14 protein-coding genes are annotated in these 17,069 nt (G+C 69.4%); 8 read left to right on the forward strand and 6 right to left on the reverse strand.

All coding sequences use genetic code 11. The features are described 5' to 3' along the window. The first annotated feature begins 236 nt into the window (after positions 1-236). The 5 genes from IPN47_24385 to IPN47_24405 all read left to right on the forward strand — a co-directional run bounded on the left by IPN47_24385 (position 237) and on the right by IPN47_24405 (position 4,975). Positions 237-1,421, forward strand: a complete 1,185-nt coding sequence (locus tag IPN47_24385) for a Gfo/Idh/MocA family oxidoreductase (protein ID MBK9411112.1) — start codon at positions 237-239, stop codon at positions 1,419-1,421. A 59-nt stretch (positions 1,422-1,480) separates the two neighbouring features. Next, complete coding sequence (locus IPN47_24390; protein ID MBK9411113.1) at positions 1,481-2,479, forward strand: sugar phosphate isomerase/epimerase; 999 nt, start codon at positions 1,481-1,483, stop codon at positions 2,477-2,479. 497 nt (positions 2,480-2,976) lie between these two features. Next, positions 2,977-3,114 (forward strand): hypothetical protein, encoded by a 138-nt coding sequence (locus IPN47_24395; GenBank protein MBK9411114.1) that lies wholly within the window; start codon positions 2,977-2,979, stop codon positions 3,112-3,114. A gap of 22 nt (positions 3,115-3,136) precedes the next feature. Then, positions 3,137-4,624: an aspartate aminotransferase family protein gene (locus IPN47_24400; protein MBK9411115.1), complete on the forward strand. Its 1,488-nt coding sequence runs from the start codon at positions 3,137-3,139 to the stop codon at positions 4,622-4,624. A 33-nt stretch (positions 4,625-4,657) separates the two neighbouring features. Then, positions 4,658-4,975, forward strand: a complete 318-nt coding sequence (locus IPN47_24405) for a hypothetical protein (GenBank protein ID MBK9411116.1) — start codon at positions 4,658-4,660, stop codon at positions 4,973-4,975. 31 nt (positions 4,976-5,006) lie between these two features. Here the strand turns inward: IPN47_24405 and IPN47_24410 are convergent, their stop codons facing one another. The 3 genes from IPN47_24410 to IPN47_24420 all read right to left on the reverse strand — a co-directional run bounded on the left by IPN47_24410 (position 5,007) and on the right by IPN47_24420 (position 9,436). After that, positions 5,007-6,347 carry a sigma-54-dependent Fis family transcriptional regulator gene (locus IPN47_24410; protein ID MBK9411117.1) on the reverse strand — a complete coding sequence of 447 codons (1,341 nt, stop codon included), beginning with the start codon at positions 6,345-6,347 and terminating at the stop codon, positions 5,007-5,009. Then, positions 6,344-8,227 (reverse strand): HAMP domain-containing histidine kinase, encoded by a 1,884-nt coding sequence (locus IPN47_24415; GenBank protein MBK9411118.1) that lies wholly within the window; start codon positions 8,225-8,227, stop codon positions 6,344-6,346. The genes IPN47_24410 and IPN47_24415 overlap by 4 nt, the downstream gene beginning before the upstream one ends. Positions 8,228-8,299: 72 nt before the next feature. Next, a complete protein-coding gene (locus IPN47_24420) occupies positions 8,300-9,436 on the reverse strand; it encodes a beta-propeller fold lactonase family protein (protein MBK9411119.1) in 1,137 nt (378 codons plus the stop codon). A 445-nt stretch (positions 9,437-9,881) separates the two neighbouring features. Here IPN47_24420 and IPN47_24425 point away from each other — a divergent pair, with 445 nt between their 5' ends. Beyond that, positions 9,882-11,852, forward strand: coding sequence for an amidohydrolase family protein (locus IPN47_24425; protein MBK9411120.1), 1,971 nt, complete (start codon positions 9,882-9,884; stop codon positions 11,850-11,852). Here IPN47_24425 and treF read toward each other — a convergent pair. Beyond that, positions 11,812-13,500, reverse strand: a complete 1,689-nt coding sequence (gene treF / locus IPN47_24430) for an alpha,alpha-trehalase TreF (protein MBK9411121.1) — start codon at positions 13,498-13,500, stop codon at positions 11,812-11,814. The genes IPN47_24425 and treF overlap by 41 nt on opposite strands. A gap of 18 nt (positions 13,501-13,518) precedes the next feature. After that, positions 13,519-14,817, reverse strand: coding sequence for an MFS transporter (locus IPN47_24435; GenBank protein MBK9411122.1), 1,299 nt, complete (start codon positions 14,815-14,817; stop codon positions 13,519-13,521). Between the two features lie 147 nt (positions 14,818-14,964). On the opposite strand from IPN47_24435, the gene IPN47_24440 reads away from it, so the two are divergent. Together IPN47_24440 and IPN47_24445 are read left to right on the forward strand one after the other, a co-directional pair. After that, positions 14,965-16,116, forward strand: a complete 1,152-nt coding sequence (locus IPN47_24440; protein MBK9411123.1) for a hypothetical protein — start codon at positions 14,965-14,967, stop codon at positions 16,114-16,116. Beyond that, positions 16,113-16,763, forward strand: coding sequence for a hypothetical protein (locus tag IPN47_24445; GenBank protein ID MBK9411124.1), 651 nt, complete (start codon positions 16,113-16,115; stop codon positions 16,761-16,763). The genes IPN47_24440 and IPN47_24445 overlap by 4 nt, the downstream gene beginning before the upstream one ends. A gap of 132 nt (positions 16,764-16,895) precedes the next feature. Here the strand turns inward: IPN47_24445 and IPN47_24450 are convergent, their stop codons facing one another. After that, positions 16,896-17,036 (reverse strand): hypothetical protein, encoded by a 141-nt coding sequence (locus IPN47_24450; protein ID MBK9411125.1) that lies wholly within the window; start codon positions 17,034-17,036, stop codon positions 16,896-16,898. Between the last annotated feature and the right edge of the window lie 33 nt (positions 17,037-17,069).

Consider the following 17,069-nt stretch of genomic DNA (forward strand, 5'->3'; position numbering starts at 1 on the left):
GACCGCCAACAGCTCGAAGGTCACGACGCCGAGCACTCCCACCCAGAACAGGACGGGAGACGGGAGACGGGAGGGAGGGCGGTCGTTCGCGGGCGCGAGGACGCTGCGCTCTCGGACTCAATCCGGTATGCCATTGAATCGATTTTACCGCTTGCCGCACACTCGGCGCCACCTAGAATTGCCCTCGGACGCGAGGGGGCACGGGAGCCTCTTCGCCCTCACCTTGGACGGGGCGCATGACGCTGAATCGAAAGCTGCGATACGGGATGATTGGCGGGGGCCCCGGGGCCTTCATCGGGGCGGTCCACCGGCGCGCGGCCGAACTCGACGGGCTGGCCGAGATCGTGGCGGGCGCCTTCTCCACCGACCCGGCCAAGTCGCGCGCGCAGGGCGAGGCGCTGCATCTCGATCCGGCGCGTGTCTACGGCTCCTATGACGAGATGGCGGTGGCCGAGGCGGCGCGTCCCGCGGGTGACCGGATCGACTTCGTCGTCATCGTGACCCCCAACCACGTCCATTACCCCGCCGCCAAGGCCTTCGTCGAGCGCGGCTTCCACGTGGTGTGCGACAAGCCGATGACGGTGACGCTGGACGACGCCGAGGCGCTGTGCCGGCTGGTGAAGGAACATGGGACGGTCTTCGCGCTCACGCACAACTACTCGGGCTACCCGCTGGTGAAGCAGGCGCGGGCGATGGTCGCCGACGGGGCGTTAGGCGAGCTTCGCAAGATCGTCGTCGAGTACACGCAGGGGTGGCTCGGCCACCACCTCGAAGCGAGCGGACAGAAGCAGGCCGACTGGCGCACCGATCCCGCACGTGCCGGCGCTGGCGCGCTGGGCGACATCGGGTCGCACGCCGAGCAGCTGGCCCGCTACGTGACCGGGCAGCGCATCGAGCGTCTGCTGGCCGATGTGGGGACGGTGGTGAAGGGGCGCCGAGTGGACGACGACGCCAACCTGCTGCTGCGCTACGACGGCGGCGCGCGCGGCATTCTCCACTGCTCGCAGGTCGCCTCGGGCGAGGAGAACCGGATCAACCTGCGGGTCTACGGGAGCAAGGCGTCGATCGAGTGGGCACAGGAAGAGCCGAACCGGCTCATCGTGCGCCACGCCGACGGCCCGACGCAGGTGATGAAGCCGGGGCACGCGTATCTCACCCCGGTGGCCCAGCGTGCCGCGCGCCTTCCGTCGGGACATCCCGAGGCCTTCTTCGAGGCGTTCGCCAACGTGTACGCCAACGCACTGCGCACGATCGCCGCCCGCGTGGCCGGCGTCGACCCCGACCCGGCTGACCTCGACTTCCCCACGGTGCAGGACGGGGCGATCGGCGTGCACTTCATCGAGACTGCCCTCCGCAGCGGCCGTGAAGGGGCCGGCGGCGCCGGCCACTGGGTCGACGCCACGTACGTGCCGCCCACCTGACGCGCCTCGGTAGCACCGCACGCCACCGATCTCGTCTTCCCGTCTTCCCGTCTTCTCCTATGGCTCGCCCCGTCACCCTCTTCACCGGCCAGTGGGCCGACCTCCCCCTCGAGACCCTTGCCGAGAAGGCGCGCAGCTGGGGCTACGACGGGCTCGAACTCGCCTGCTGGGGCGACCACTTCGACGTCGAGCGCGCGGTCAGCGACGACGGCTACTGCCAGCGGCAGCGCGACATCCTCGCGAAGCACGGGCTCGCCGTCTACGCCATCAGCAACCACCTCGTAGGCCAGGCGGTCTGCGACCGCATCGACGAGCGCCACAAGGCGATCCTGCCGCCGCGCGTGTGGGGCGACGGGCGTCCTGACGGGGTGCAGCAGCGCGCCGCCGAGGAAATGCAGCTGACGGCGCGCGCCGCGGCGCGGCTGGGGGTACAGGTCGTCCCCGGCTTCACCGGGTCGAGCATCTGGCCCCTGCTCTACTCGTTCCCCCCCGTTCCCACCGACTGGATCGACGCCGGCTATCGCGACTTCGCCGATCGTTGGAACCCGATCCTCGACGTCTTCGACGAGGTCGGGGTGAAGTTCGCCCTCGAAGTCCACCCCACGGAGATCGCCTTCGACATCTCGTCGGCGCAGCGCACGCTCGAGGCGGTGCGCTTCCGCCCGGCGTTCGGCTTCAACTTCGACCCGTCGCACTTTGCGTATCAGGGGGTGGACTACGTCGCCTTCATCGAGTCCTTCGGCCATCGCATCTATCACGCGCACATGAAGGACGTCTGGTGGAGCGAGGTCCCCACGCGCAGTGGCGTGTTTGGGGGGCACCTCGAGTTCGGGCATCGCGACCGCTCGTGGGACTTCCGGTCGATCGGGCGCGGGCGCGTGAAGTTCGAGGAGATCGTGCGCGCGCTCAATCGCGTGGGCTACAACGGCCCGCTCTCGATCGAGTGGGAGGACATCGGCATGGATCGCGAGTTCGGGGCGCGCGAGGCATGCGCCAAGGTGAAGGCGATGGACTTTGCGCCGAGCGGGGTGCGGTTCGATGCGGCGTTCGAGCGGTAGCATCGTGCGCCGTCGCTCGGCGAAGGCCTGACGATGCGGCGCGCCCCCGCCCTGACCGTCGCGGCGTTGCTGGCGATCGTGCTCGGGCCACCGGGGCTGCGCGCCCAGCGCGCGGCACCGGGGGTTCGCGTCGAGGCGGGAATCGAGGTCGGGGCGTTGCACGGACGTCGAGCCCTTGGGGCGCGTTCCGTCGCGGGCGGGGTATTCGTGGCGGCGGAACGGCGCCTGTCGCGGCGGGCGGCGGCGCGCGCCTCGTTAGGGATCGCCGAGACGGTGCTCACGGCCGAGGTGGTCGCGGACTGCCCGGCTGACGTGCCGTGCCTGGGCGGACGGACGTTCCCGTTGCGCGTGGGGACGCTCGAGTTGCACGGACTGTACGCCCCCTTCGACCCGCTGCCGCTTCGACTGATTGGCGGCGGCGGGCTCGCCTTCCTCGTGGGGCAACGGCGGATCGCACGCGTCACGGAGCACCTGGGCACGACCGCGCCCTCAAGGGGATGGCCCGCGTGGGGGCGCACCTCGCCCTCGGGCGCAGCGCGCGTGCCCCGCGCCTGCAGTACACGCGGGCGTGGCTCTCGGGCGCCTTCGAGGCGTTCGACCGAAGCGACGCGCTCGCGCTCGTGCTCGTCTTCTGACGCGCCACACCCGAACGCTTCTGTGACCTCTCACGACTTTCTCACGCCGACCGCCGGGGGCCACGCGGCCCTGGCCCGCGCCGTCCACGCCGCCGTCGACACGCTTCGCCGGTCGCTCCCCAACGCACCATACAGCGGTGCCAGTCCCGAAGCGTTAGGCGCCCTGCTCCACGGCGAGCTGCTCCCCGACGCCGGCGTCTCGATCGACCAGGCGCTGCAGCAGGCAGAGGCCATCGTACGGCATTCGATCGTCACCGGTCACGCCGGCGCGGCGGCGCATCTCCACTGCCCACCCCTCATCGCCGCGCTCGCCGCCGAGGTCCTTCTCTCGGCGCTCAACCAGTCGATGGACTCGTTCGACCAGGCACCGGCCGCGACGATCGTCGAGTTGCAGGTGACGGACTGGCTCTGCCGCGTGGCGGGCCTCCCCGCAGGGGCCGGCGGGGCCTTCACCGCGGGCGGGACGCAGTCGAACTACATGGGGCTCTGGCTGGCGCGCGACGTCTGGCTCGCGCAGCAGCGCGGCTGGTCGGTGCGCACGCGCGGACTGCCGCCCAACGCCAGCCGGCTGGCGATCCTCTGTTCCGAAGTCGCGCACTTCACGGTCGACAAGTCGGCGATCCAGCTGGGGCTGGGGACCGACGCCGTGGTGAAGGTCGCGGTCGACGACCGTTTCCGGATGATCCCGGCGGCGCTCGACGAGGCGATTGACCGGCTCGCGGCCGAGGGACGGACGCCGTTCTGCATCGTGGGGACGGCAGGGACGACCGACTTCGGCTCGATCGACCCGTTAGGCGCGCTGGCCGATGCCGCCGAGCGGTGCGGCGCCTGGTTCCACGTGGATGCCGCGTACGGAGGGGCGTTGCTCTTCTCGCCACGGGGCGCGACAGCGCTGGCCGGACTCGACCGCGCCGACTCGATCACGCTCGACTTTCACAAGCTGCTGTGGCAGCCGATCAGCTGCGGCGCCTTCCTGTTGCGCGACGCCGCCCACTACGAGCTGCTCACCACGTACGCCGACTACCTCAATCCCGAGAGCCACGCCACCGACGGGATCCCCGACCTGGTGAACCGCTCCGTGCTCACCACGCGGCGCTTCGACGCGCTCAAGCTGTGGATGACGATGCGCGTGCTGGGGCGTGAGAAGCTGGCCGCGCTTATCGACCAGACCTGCGCCCTGGCGCAATCGGTGGCCGCCGTGATTGCGGCGCACCCGTCGCTGGAGCTGGTGCATGCGCCGGAGCAGCTCTCGTGCGTCCTCTTTCGCTATCGCCGCCAGCAGCAAGCGGGGGCGGAGGGCCACGCTGCCACACGGGACGACCAGCTCAACACGTTGATCCGTGACGACCTGTTCCGGCGGGGCGTGGCGGTGATCGGCGTGACAAAGGTGCGCGACCGCACGACGCTCAAGCTGACGTTGCTCAACCCCACGGCCGCACTGCACGAGCTGTCGGCCATCGTGGACGCGGTCGCTGCCAGCGGTGCGGCGCTCGATGTGGCGACACCGTAGTTTCCGCCATCCCCTCTCGCCGGTCGGTCACGAATGCCCCCGTTTGTCCTCCTGATCGGCGCCGCCGTGCTCTATGTGCTGGGCGGTGTGGCCATGAAGCAGTCGCAGTCGCTGACACTGTGGCAACCCTCGTTCCTGGTCTACGCGACCTTCGCCGGTGGGGCGACGCTGCAGACGCTGGGGATGGCCACGGGGAAGATGAGCGTGGCCTACGCGGTGGTGCTGGGACTGGAAGCGGTGCTGGCGCTCGGCCTGGCCGCCGTGATGCTCCACGAGCGCGTGAACCTGGCGCAGCTCGTGGGGACGGCGCTGGTGGTGGCGGGGATCGTGGTGCTGAAGGTCAACGAATAGCGCGTTCGAAGCGCTCGACGAGGGCCCACGCCTACGTGTCTGTCCCGTCGATTCCGAGCGCCCTGAGCTTGCGCCAGAGCGTCGTTCGTCCCATCCCGAGCAGGTCGGCGGCTCGCGTCGGGGAGCCCCCACACTGGTCGAGCGCCCCGAGAATTCTGTCGCGTTCCTGCAACTCGTCATCGGGCGCGCGATATCGAGGCGGTGCGGCGCCCTCGAGCGATTCCCGCACCTCCTCGGGAAGATGCTGCAGCTCGATGCGGCGGCCTTCGGCCAGCACAGCGGCGCTCTCGATGGCCCCGAGCAAGTGCCGCACGTTGCCCGGCCAATCGAACCCACGCATGGCTCGCAGGGCGAGCGGCGAGCACGCCAGTTCGCTCCACTGCGGCACACGAGCGCGAAGACGTTCGAGCGCGTGCTGGGCGAGTAACGGAATGTCCTCGCGACGCTCGCGAAGCGGCGGGACGTCGATCGTGAAGACCGCAAGACGGTAGTACAGGTCCTCACGAAAGCGCCGCTCGTGCACGAGGCTGCGCAAGTCGCGATTGGTCGCGGTCACCACCCTTATGTCCACCGGCACGGGACGACTCGCCCCAACGCGTTGCACCTCACGCTCCTGGAGGACGCGCAGCAGGCGCTGCTGCACGGCGAGGCTCATCTCGCCGACCTCGTCCAGGAAGAGCGTGCCGCCATGCGCGGATTCGATGACGCCGATGCGGTCGCGTACGGCGCCGGTGAACGAACCACGTGCGTGGCCGAAGAGTTCACTCTCGAGGAGCGATTCGGAGAGCGCACCGCAGTTGACGGCGACGAAGGCCGCGTCGCGACGGTCCGACAACCGATGGACAGCGCGCGCCACCAGCTCCTTGCCGACCCCCGTCTCACCCGAGATGAGTACCGTCGTCGACAAGGGCGCCACGCGCTCGAGGCGACTCAGGACGTCCTGCATCGCCGCGGCACGACCGATGATCTCGCGTCCGGCGTGCGCGCGCGCATCGCCGCTGGGGCGACTGTCGAGGAGCTCCGCCACACGGCCGGCCAGGATATCCGGCTCGACCGGCTTGGTCAGGAAGTCATCCGCGCCCAGGTGCAGCGATCGAACGGCCAGCTCGACGGTCCCGACACCGCTGATCATCAGGATGGGGACGGTGTGTCCCCGTATGCGCAGCGTTTCCAGCAGCTGCAAGCCGTCGATGCCGGGCATCTTGAGGTCGAGCAGCATCAGGTCGTAGTGCCGGGCGCGCAGGGCCTCGGCGGCGGCGGCGCCGTCGGCCGCATCGTCGGCCTGGTAGCCGTCGTGCCGCAGCAGCGCACACGTGGAGAGCCGAAAGGCGCGGTCGTCGTCGACGACGAGGATCCGTCGAGTCGCCGTCATCGTGCACTCGCGTCGTGCGCTTCCGCGGAAGCGGCGGCAGTCTCCGCCGCGCTACCCTCGACGCGTGAGTCGAGTGCCAACGCCGTGGACTCAGGCAGGACCAGTGTGAAGCGCGCTCCTCCGCCAGGCGCATCGCTGACACCGATGCGCCCACCGGCGCTCCTCACGAGCCCTTCGGCGACGAAGAGCCCCAGCCCCACGCCCTGCAGGTCGCTCTTGGTACTGTAGAACGGGTCGAAGACGCGCTCTCGCTTGTCGGCGGCTATCCCCGGGCCGTTGTCGTCGACGATGATCGTGATGCCCGTCGCGTCACGCGCGACCGCGATCGTCACACGCGACCCACGCTCAGTGCGCTCCGCTCCGCGTTCGCTCGCTGCCTCGCGCGCGTTCTGCACCAGGTTGAGCAGGACTTGCTTGAGCGCGTCACCGGCGATCGCCGCATACAGCTTCGGATCGCCGCTGACGCTCACCTGGAACTCCTCGGACGAGACACCCGCGGTGACCAGGCGCACGACGTCACGCGCCGTCGTCACCGGCGCGCACAGGGCCGGCGCACCCGGGCGCGGTCGGCTGACGTCGAGCATCTGTTCCGCCAGTTCATGCATGCGCAGGAGTTCGTTGATGGCCAGGTCGGCGAACTCGAGCCCTTCGGGATCGTTGGCCAGACGTCGGCGCACGACCTCGAGGCAGTTGCGCAGCGACGCGACGGGATTGCGGATCTCGTGCGCGAGCTGCGCGACGAGCCGCCCGGCGGCGGCAAGCCGTTCTCGCTGCAGGAGGTCGGCCTGCAGCGCCTGGAGCCGCGCACTGCGCTCCTGCAGGGCCTCGTTGGATTCCCGCAGCTGCACGAGTCGCGACCGGAGCGCCTCTCGCATCTCGTGAAATCGCTCGGAGACCGTGGCGACCTCCGACAAGCGCGACTCCGGGAGTACCGTGTCAAACGAACCGGCGCCAATGGCCTCGGCTGCGGCGGCGAGCTGACGCACCGGCCGCGAAATGCGCCGCGACAGCCAGGCCGCGAGCAGGAGCGCGACGGCGACTGCCGCCGTCGAGGCGATCGCAGCGGTTCGTCGCAATGCCGGGAGCACCGCGAGCTCCTGCGCGATCGATCGCACGAAGGTGGCCGAACCGGCATTCGCGAGCTTGGTGCGAACGACCAGGTAGCGGGCGTCGGCCACTTCGATTTCGCGTGTGAGGGTGTCGCCCGCGGGCGAGCGCATTCGCGCGAGAATTGCCGTCGCCAGCGCCGTATCGAGCGTCGTGGCGGAAACGAACTCACCCGGCGCCGTTGCGATGATCAGGTCGGCGCGCAGGAGTCCCTTGAGTCCGATCACCTCCTCGTCGTCGAGGGGGAGCGTCACGCCCGCGGCGCCGATCCAGCGACCCTGCAGTTCGAGCGGAGCGAGCGCCACCGTTCGGATGACCGTTCTGTCAGACCAGAGTTCGACCGGCATCCGTCCCGCGCGCGTCTGCTGAATGAGCGAGGAATCCGGGCGCGAGCCGAGACTCATCGCCGAGTCCGGCGAGGACACGAGCAGCGATGCCGCTCCCAGCGACGGCCGAACGGTCTCGAGGATGGCGAGCATTCCCGCCCGGTCACCTCGAGCGACCGCCTCGGCGAGTCCCGGGGCGTGCGCGAGGTCCTTGGCGCGCATCATGAGCGCATCGAAGTAGGTCGCGTTCCGGTCTGCCAGGAGCTTCGGCGCTGTCGCCAGGTCGGCACGCGCCCGGGCGATGAGCGACGCGGCCAGGCGGCGATCGAGTGCAATCGCCGCTGGGACCATGGCCACCAGAACCGACAGCGCGATCGCCGCGAGCAGGGCGCTGTTGAGGGTGATCCGTGAGGGAGTCGAGGCGGAAGCGGACGAGGAACTGCTCACGGGAACCCGTTGAGGTGACTGCGTGACGGATCGCGGAGCACAAAGGCAGTCCGCGATCCGCCCACAGGAGAGTTAGCGAGCCGCCAATCCGTTTGTTCCCGGCGGGAGCCCGACCGCGCCACCGTTTACTGGCGTGAGAGCGCCGCTCGGGGACACCTCGAAGGCGTCGATGGCGTTCCCGCGTGCGGTCAGCGCATAGATGTACTTGCTATCGCGCGAGACGGCGAGGTCGATCGGACCTCCCGCCGTCGTCGCCGTCACGCCGTCGTTGTCGAGCAGGGTGATCGTGCCACCCTTGATGGCGTAGCCACTGATCGAGTTGCTCCCGGTGTTCGTGGTGTACGCAAAGCGCCCATCGCCCGTGACCGCGACCCAGCACGCCGCGGTCTCCGTGGTACCGACCGACCCGCTGATGAGGCGCACCTGGCCGGTGCGCGACACTTCGTACGAAGAGAGCGCGCTTGCGTCCGTGGCGCCACCAAACGCTTCCGAGACGATCAGGAGTCCGTTCACGACGGCGAAGCCAAACGGCGTCTGGCCGTTGGATGCCGACACGATCGGGGCGCTTGCGACGCCCAGTCGTCCCACCGTGTAAGTCGTGATGCGATTGGTCGCCTTCTCGGTCACCACGAGGAGGGTGCCGCCACGGGCAAACTGGATCTGCGCCGGGCCCGCTCCCGCCTGGCTCAGCGCCCGCGCGGAGCCGGCGATCGGCGACAGCCGGCCGTTCAGCAGTCGGAAGCCGGCAATGCCCCCACTTCCACCCGCATTGAGCACGTACACCACTCCGCCCCACTCAGCGATGCTGATTGGCTGCATTCCGCCACTTGGCCACGTGCCGACGCGCTCCAGCGAACCATTCGGGCGAATCCGGAAGGAGGTGACGCTGTTGCTGGCGGCGTTCACCACGAGCAGCTCGCGGCCGGAACTGGAGATGATCACGCCGTTCTGGTTGCCGAGTCCGGTGCCGCTTCCCATGCCGTTGGTGGCGAACGATCCCGCCGGTGACAGGGCCCCGTCAGACGCACGATTGAAGACCAACACGGCGTTACCGGCCGCACTGTTGGTCGCCGTATAGACCTGGCCCGTGACGGCGTTGCCTTCCACCCGGTCGGCGTTCGGGGCCAACGGGAGCGACGACGTCAGGTCATCGTTGGTGCTGCACGCCGCGAGAACGGCTACGAGCGGGAGCATGCGGGAGAGTTTCATCGTCAACGAACCTCGGTGCGAAGGTTGGATGTGCGTTGTTCGTGCGGTTGCCCATGGGTTAGGCAGGTTCGGCGCCGCGGCCAGGCGCGATGGCACTCACGAGTGCAACACGCCACGCGCCAAGCAGTTGGCGCGTCGGCGCGCCGACACATGACGGGAGGAAGGCGCCGCGATGAAACGCCGCCACGGGCGACGAAACGTCCCGATGAAACGGCGGCCGCGTCTCCTGGAGTCCGTGTCTCGGTGTGTCCGGGCGCGGCCGACGCGTGGCGCCCACGCGGCTCACAGCGGCGCAGGAGGTGAACGCCTAGGAGGGTGCGTCATGCCTGGGCGGGAGGCACGCGAGGCGCAACGTCGCGCCGTTCCTCTAGCGACCGAGACAGATCGCACCGAGTTTCATGGCGCATCGCCTCCTGCGCAACGCGCACTCCCGCAGACTCATCACATGACGCGACGTTTCTCGCACACTCGAGCCACGGCGTTCCTCGCCGGCGCGCTTGCGCTCATCGTGCTCCCGCACGTCAGCGCCGCTCAGTCGAGCGCCCCCGCCTACGACATCATCCTGCGTGGCGGGACGGTCGTGGATGGAACCGGCGGTCCGCGCCGCCGTGCCGATGTCGCCATCACGCGTGGCCATATCGCCCGCGTCGGCGACCTGGCGCGGGCCACGGCGCGCACCGAGATCGACGTACGCGGCCTCTTCGTGGCCCCGGGCTTCCTCAACATCCACTCGCACGCCAACCCCGGCGTCCTGCCAACTGCCGAGAACATGCTGACGCAGGGGGTGACGACGGAGCTGGTGAACGCCGACGGCGCCGGCCCGGTCGACATCGCCCCTCAGCTCTCGGCATTCGAGAAGGGGGGGCTCGCGGTCAACGTGGCCGCGAGCACCGGCTTCAACACGGCGTGGACCAGCGTCATGGGGCCCAGCGACCATCGTCCGACGCCTGACGAGACGGCGCGCGTGACGGCGATCATCCTCGCCAACCTGGCGAAGGGGGCGTACGGCGTGGCGGCGGGGCTCGACTACAAGCCCGCGTACTTCGCGACGACGGCCGAGGTGATCCAGATCCTCAAGCCGACGCGCCCGTGGCGCAGCTTCTTCCCCAACCACGACCGCCTAACGCCGGAGTCGGGGTACAGCTCGCGCAGCGCGATGGAGGAGACGATGACGATCGGCAACGCCACCGGCCTGCTCCCCGTCTTCACGCACATGAAGGCGCAGGGGCGCGCCCGCGGCAGCTCGCCGTCGATCGTCGCGATGATGAACCAGTCGACGGCGGCCGGGCAGCCCGTGGCCGCCGACATCTATCCGTATCTCGCGGGGCAGACGGCGTTGGCCGCCTTGATCATCCCCGGCTGGGCCCAGGACGGCGGCGTGGCGAAGATGCGCGAGCGCTTCAAGGACCCGGCGTTGCGCGCGAAGATCATCGCCGAATCTAACGAAGGAATCGCCGCGCGCTTCACCGGCCCCGAAGGGATCGTGCTCAACGAGACGGGGCGCCGCATCTCCGACATCATGAAGGAGCGCGGACTCTCGACGCCGGGCGAAGCGGTCGTCTCGGTGCTGGAGACGGAGTATCCGTCGATGATCGCGACCTTCGGCGCCGAGGAGGACCTCGTGCGTTTCCTGCAGCACCCGGACATCGCGGTGGCCTGCGACTGCGGCGCCTGGAAGGAGACCAAGGCACACCCGCGCGGCTTCGGGACCTTCCCGCGCATCCTGGGGCACTACGTGCGCGAGACGAAGGTGCTCACGTGGGAGAACGCGGTGCGCAAGATGAGTGGGCTCCCGGCGGCGATCATGGGGGTGGCCGACCGCGGGCTGATTGCCCCGGGGATGGCGGCCGACATCGCGGTCTTCGACACCGCGACGGTGATCGACCGCGCGACGTACGAGAAGCCGGATGCGCTGTCGGAGGGGATTCGCGTGGTGCTGGTGAACGGCGTGGTGGCGCTCAGGGACGGGAAAGTGACGGGCGAGCGCGGCGGCAGGGCGCTGCGCCGCACGCCGCATGAGCCCAGCCGGGTGCAGCGCCTGACGAGTGCACGGCAGGTGGCGGCGGCGGGATCGCTCGTCGTCGCGGGCGGCGCACCACACACGATCTCCGTGTCGATCTCGCAGGCGAGCAAGGCGCCCTCGGCTTCGGGACGCCTCAGCCTGACGAGTGCGGGCGGGGTGACGATCGAGTCGTCGTCGTTCGGGACGCTGCAGGTGGCGCCCGGGTGGGCGAGCGTCACGGGGCGGGCACGGGTGCGCGGCGCCACCGACCTGGATGGCGACCGGGCCTTCACCGTCATCATCGACCGGGCCGACCCGATGGTCGACGGCCCGGGGTCGACGGTGGTGCTGTGGGTGGAGGGGATGGCGCCGGTTACCGGGCGATTGGCGACGTCGGCTCGGGTGGTACCGTAGGTCGCGACATGGCGTGGAGTGGCAGCTGGCGGCCGGTGCGCGCTACTGGATCCGCGCCGCCTGTGCCGCCAACGCCAGGGGCTACGCCGTTGCTCCAGCCGAAGCCGTCCTGGTTGGGATACTCGCCGCCCCCGGCGGCGCGCGCCATGTCCAGCACGTCGTACTTCTCGGTCATCTTCCCGGTCGCCGCGTAGGTGCGCCGGTTGAGGGCGAGCCAGCGGTCGCGCGCGGTGTTGGCCAGGTCGGTGCGCCCGTAGCGCCGGACCCCTTCCATCGACAGCCACTGCAGCGGCGGCCAGCCATTGGGCGCATCCCATTGCTGGCCAGAGCTGATCAGCGTCGTGGCGAATCCTCCGGCCTTGAGGAAGTCGCGCTCGAGCCGCGCGGCCACCGCCTTCCCTTGCTCGTCAGTTGCAACCCCGAAGTACAGCGCCGCTGACGCGGCCAGCGTCGGGCGGTCGGTCACACGTTTCCCCGTGGTCCACCGCACGTCGAAGAAGAAGCCCTCGCGCATGTCGTAGGCGTGCGCCTGCAGCGCGGCGCGCCGCCGCGTCGCGGCCTGCTCGTGGCGCTCCGCCATGGCACGGTCGCCGGTCCCGTTGCGCACGCGGAGCAACGCCGCAATGGTGCGCTCGGTGTTGTAGAGCAAGGCGTTGAGGTCGACCGGGGCGATGTTGGTGGTCTCGAGCGACCGGAGGTCCTTCGGGTCACGCATCCACCGACTGGAGAAGTCCCACCCGCTCTCGGCGGCGGCGCGCACGTGGCGGTAGAAGGGCTCGCGCTGCGCGGCGGGGAGCGACTCGCCTAACGTGTAGTCCTCGCGGTACGACTCGGGGCGCGGCGCGGGCAGGTCGTCCCAGTAGCGGTTGAGGAGCGTGCCGTCCGTGAGGCGCACGACGCGACGATGCGCCTGGCCGGGGGCGAGCGCCGCACTCCCCTCCATCCAGAAGGCGTACTCCTTCTCCATCGCCGGGAGGAAGGCCAGCGCCTGCGTGGTGTCGGTCGCGCGCGCATACAGCCCCACCATGGCCGCGAAGTACGGCGGCTGGCTGCGCCCCAGGTAGTAGCTGCGGTTGCCGTTGGGGATGTGCCCTACCGACTCGATGAGCCAGGCGAAGTTGTCGAGCATGTTGCGCACCAGGTCGGTGCGCCCGGTGACGACCAGCCCCTGCATGGTGAAGTACGAGTCCCAGTAGTACACCTCGCGGAAGCGACCGCCCGGGACGACATAGGGCTTGGGGAGCGGGAGCAGCGTGGTGTTGGCGCGCACGCTGTCGGGGCGGCGGGTGAGGACAGGCCACAGGTCGCGAATGTGGTCCTCCATCGACCGTTCACGATTGGTGGTGAAGCTCCCGCCCACCGCCGCCGGGGCCTCGAAGTGCTCGCGCACGAACGCCGCGATCGAGAAGCCCTGACGCCCCTTTTCGGCCGCATAACGAGCGACCAGCGCCGCTGGCGCCTCACGCGGGGTGGCGTCGACGAAGCTCTTGGAGTCCTCGAAGACGCGCGCCATCTGCACGTCGTGGAAGAGGGGGCCGAGGTCGCGGACGGGATCGTAGGCCGCGGTGGGGAGGACGACGGGCGTACCGGGCGCCCTGGGAGCGCAGGCAACGAGCGTAAGCAGCAGCGCGAGCGATGTCCGTGACATGTTGACCTCGATTCCCGCTCAATGCCCGGTGCCGCGCGGCGCAGGAGAATCCTGCCCCGCCCCCGGCGCCAGCTTCACGAACATCACCGCCACCGCCGCACAGATGAGCAGCGCCCCCGCCAGCCGGATCACGTTCTCCGGGTTGCCGCCTAACAACGTCTTGTAATACAGCGGCAGGGTGAAGATCTGGATCATCATGGGGATCACGATGAACATGTTGAAGATCCCCATGTAGACGCCGACGCGCTCCTGCGGGATGCTCCCCGCCAGCATCACGTACGGGTTTCCCATGATGCTCGCCCAGGCCAGCCCCACCCCGATCATCGGGATGAAGAGCAACGTCCGGTCGGTGATCCCGGGAATCGACAGCATCGCGATCCCTGCCAGCGTGAGGCAGATGGCGTGCATGACCTTGGGGCCAAACCGCCGAGTGAATGGGACCATGGCAAAGGCGGCGACGAAGGCGACGAAGTTGTAGAAGCCGCCGATCTGCCCGTTGATCAGCCCCGCCTCGCGGAAGCCAGCGGTGTTCGCATCCGACGAGCCGAACATCGTCACCGAGATGGAGAGCACGATGTACTGCCAGTAACAGAACATCGCGTACCACTGGAAGAGCTTCATCACCGCCAGCTGCTTCATCGCCGTCGGCATGTCCTTGAACGCCTCAGCCACCTCGGTGAGCGCGGCCCCGAAGCCACGCGGCAGCGCCTCGATGCGCCGGCGCTCCTCATCGGTGAGCGGGATCTCGGGGGTGGTCCGCACGGTGATGAGGATCGACGAGATCGAGAAGACGGCGCCGATGAGGAATGCCCCCACCGTGATGTACGGGATGCCGCGCCCGTTCACCGCGTCACGATTCATCCCCAGCAGCACGAGGATGCTCGGCGTGAGGTACGAGAGCGTCTGCCCCAACCCGGTGAAGGCACTCTGCGTGAGGAAGCCGATGGAGTGCTGCGAGGCATCGAGCCGGTCGCTCACGAAGGCGCGATACGGCTCCATGGTGATGTTGTTGGCCGCATCGAGCACCCAGAGGAGCCCCGCCGCCATCCACAGCGCCTGCGAGAAGGGCATCGCCAGGAGCGCCAGCGAGCAGAGGACGGCGCCGACGAGGAAGTACGGCGTGCGTCGCCCGCGCGGGCTCAGCGTCCGGTCGCTCATCGCCCCGACGATGGGCTGCACGAGAAGCCCGGTCATGGGCCCCGCCAGCCAGAGCAGGGGGAGCGAGGCCTCGTCGGCGCCGAGGTACTTGTAGATCGGGCTCATGTTCCCCTGCTGCAGCCCGAAGCTGTACTGGATGCCGAAGAACCCCACATTCATGTTCACGATCTGCCAGAACGAGAGCCTCGGCCTGGCGGTCGCACGGTGTGCGGGGACATCCCCGATGGTCGCTGCTGCTCCTGCCACCTGATTATCCTCCGTACGACCTGTGAGACTGACCCCGGGAGCTCCCCACCAGAGAGAGCCGTGACATTTCTTCCTTCACTGGATGCCGAGTCCGTGGCGCTGCTGCGCGACCTGTGCGGCCCGCACGGCATCCACGCCTCGCGTTCGTCGACCGCCAACTACCGCGCCGTCTTTGCCCGCGACGCGGTGATGGCCGGCGTCGCCGGCCTCCTGCTCCGCGACGAGGTGATCACGGCAGGGCTCGTGCGCACGCTGGAGCACCTTCGTCAGTTGCAAGGCCCCGAAGGACAGGTGGCGTCCAACTTCGAGATGCGCGACGCCGGACCGCACGTGAGCTTCGGCACGCTCGCCCCGCGCATCGATGCCGCCACCTGGTACCTCGTGGGCATCGGGCTCGCCGCCCGCGCCGGCGCCGTCGACCCCGCCGACTATCGCGACTCGGTGCAGCGTGCCGTGCATTGCCTCAACGCCCTGGAATACAACGGCCGGCACCTCATGTACATCCCCACGGGGGGAAACTGGGCCGACGAGTACATCTACGACGGTTACATCCTCTACGACCAGGTGCTGCGCGCGTGGGCGTTGCGGCTGCTGGGCGCGACGTACGGCGAGCCGGCCTGGCTCGACAAGTCGCAGTGCATCGCCGACACGATCTCCGAACGCTTCTTCGCCAGCGACAAGACGGGGCCGCAGCGCCCGATCGCCGCCTTCACCCCGGTGCACCGGCACGAGATGTTCGATCTCGCCGCCTGCGCGCTGCTCGCCGTGTCGGGCATCGCCCCGCAGCGCGCGCAGCAGGCGCTGGCCTGGATCGACCAGGCGTTCCTGCAGCAGGGGGCGCTGCCGCCAGTCTTCCATCCGGTCATCGAGGAGGGCGACGCCGAGTGGCCGGCGCTGCGGCGCTACCACCTGCACGCCTTCCGGAACCTGCCGTACGAGTACCACAACGGCGGGATCTGGCCCATCTGGCTGGGATGGCTGGCACTTGGCCAGGTGCAAACGGGGCATCACGAGCAGCTCCCGCGCCTGCGTCGCGAGGTGCTGCGCGCGCTCGGCGCCGCCCCCAGCTTCGAATTCGAGGAGTACCTGCACGGGCGCACCGGTGCAGCTGGCGGAACGCCGCACATGGCGTACACGGCCACGGGGCTCCTCTTCCTCCACCTCGCCGGCTCCGACGCGCCGCGAGAACTCCTCGCGCCATCGTTCCCATGAGCAACACCGATCGCTACAACCTGTCCCCCGACTCGCTCGAACGCGCCCGCCGCATCATTGCGATCCTGCGCTCCGACTTCTGGCTCGGCGGCGGCGCACGACTCGTCGTCGGCGTGGCCGGCGAATCGGGGAGCGGCAAGTCGGTCGCCGCCAGCTCGCTGGCACAGGAGCTGACCAACGCCGGGCTCCGCGCCCACGTCCTGTACCAGGACGACTACTTCGTCCGCCCCCCGCGCACCAACCATGAGTTCCGCCTGCTCGACATCGAAGCGAACGTCGGGCCGCAGGAAGTGCAGCTCGACCTCATCGCCGACCACATCGATGCCTTCCGGCTGGGGCACACCGTGGACGCGCCGCTCGTCGACTACCCGGGTAACCGCTTCGTGACGCAGACGCTGGACTTCCGCGCGAGCGATGTCCTGGTGGTCGAGGGAACGTACGTGTTGCAGCTCTCGGACCTGGACGTCCGAATCTTCTGCTCGGCGACGCATGAACAGACGCGCGAGCGCCGCAAGGCACGGGCGCGCGACGTCGACGACCCGATCATCGACCGGATCCTCGACCTCGAGCACCGGCTCATCGCCCCGCAGGGGGAGACGGCCGACCTGGAGATCGACGCGGAATTCCAGCTGCTGCGCCTCGCCTGACGTCACGCGGGGGCTAGTGATCGCGCCCCCGCGCGCCCCCGCGGTCCTCGCGCCCGGCACCGGCGGCATCGCTCGCCTCGCGACGTCCCGCAACGGCGGCGAGCGCAAGGAACAGGAGGCCGAAGACGAGCATCACACCCCCCACAGGAGGTTGATGTTCAGGTTCCCCGACGGCGCGTACAGCTGCACGTCGCCACGCGTCGCGAAGCCGTAGCCGGCCAGCAGCACCCCGAGCACGGTGAAGAGCCCACCGATCGGGTACCTGAGGTCCATTCCCGCTGCACCACTCATGACGGATCTCCGGCC

The organism is Gemmatimonadota bacterium (genome assembly GCA_016719105.1).
GTDB lineage: Bacteria > Gemmatimonadota > Gemmatimonadetes > Gemmatimonadales > Gemmatimonadaceae > SCN-70-22.

Coding starts and splice junctions, on each gene's coding strand:
- IPN47_24390 (MBK9411113.1), top strand. CDS start 1,481: ATGGCTCGCCCCGTCACCCTCTTCACCGGCCAGTGGGCCGACCTCCCC.
- IPN47_24450 (MBK9411125.1), bottom strand. CDS start 17,036: ATGGACCTCAGGTACCCGATCGGTGGGCTCTTCACCGTGCTCGGGGTG.
- IPN47_24405 (MBK9411116.1), top strand. CDS start 4,658: ATGCCCCCGTTTGTCCTCCTGATCGGCGCCGCCGTGCTCTATGTGCTG.
- IPN47_24385 (MBK9411112.1), top strand. CDS start 237: ATGACGCTGAATCGAAAGCTGCGATACGGGATGATTGGCGGGGGCCCC.
- IPN47_24420 (MBK9411119.1), bottom strand. CDS start 9,436: ATGAAACTCTCCCGCATGCTCCCGCTCGTAGCCGTTCTCGCGGCGTGC.
- treF (MBK9411121.1), bottom strand. CDS start 13,500: ATGTCACGGACATCGCTCGCGCTGCTGCTTACGCTCGTTGCCTGCGCT.
- IPN47_24435 (MBK9411122.1), bottom strand. CDS start 14,817: ATGAATGTGGGGTTCTTCGGCATCCAGTACAGCTTCGGGCTGCAGCAG.
- IPN47_24410 (MBK9411117.1), bottom strand. CDS start 6,347: ATGACGGCGACTCGACGGATCCTCGTCGTCGACGACGACCGCGCCTTT.
- IPN47_24425 (MBK9411120.1), top strand. CDS start 9,882: ATGACGCGACGTTTCTCGCACACTCGAGCCACGGCGTTCCTCGCCGGC.
- IPN47_24445 (MBK9411124.1), top strand. CDS start 16,113: ATGAGCAACACCGATCGCTACAACCTGTCCCCCGACTCGCTCGAACGC.
- IPN47_24395 (MBK9411114.1), top strand. CDS start 2,977: ATGGCCCGCGTGGGGGCGCACCTCGCCCTCGGGCGCAGCGCGCGTGCC.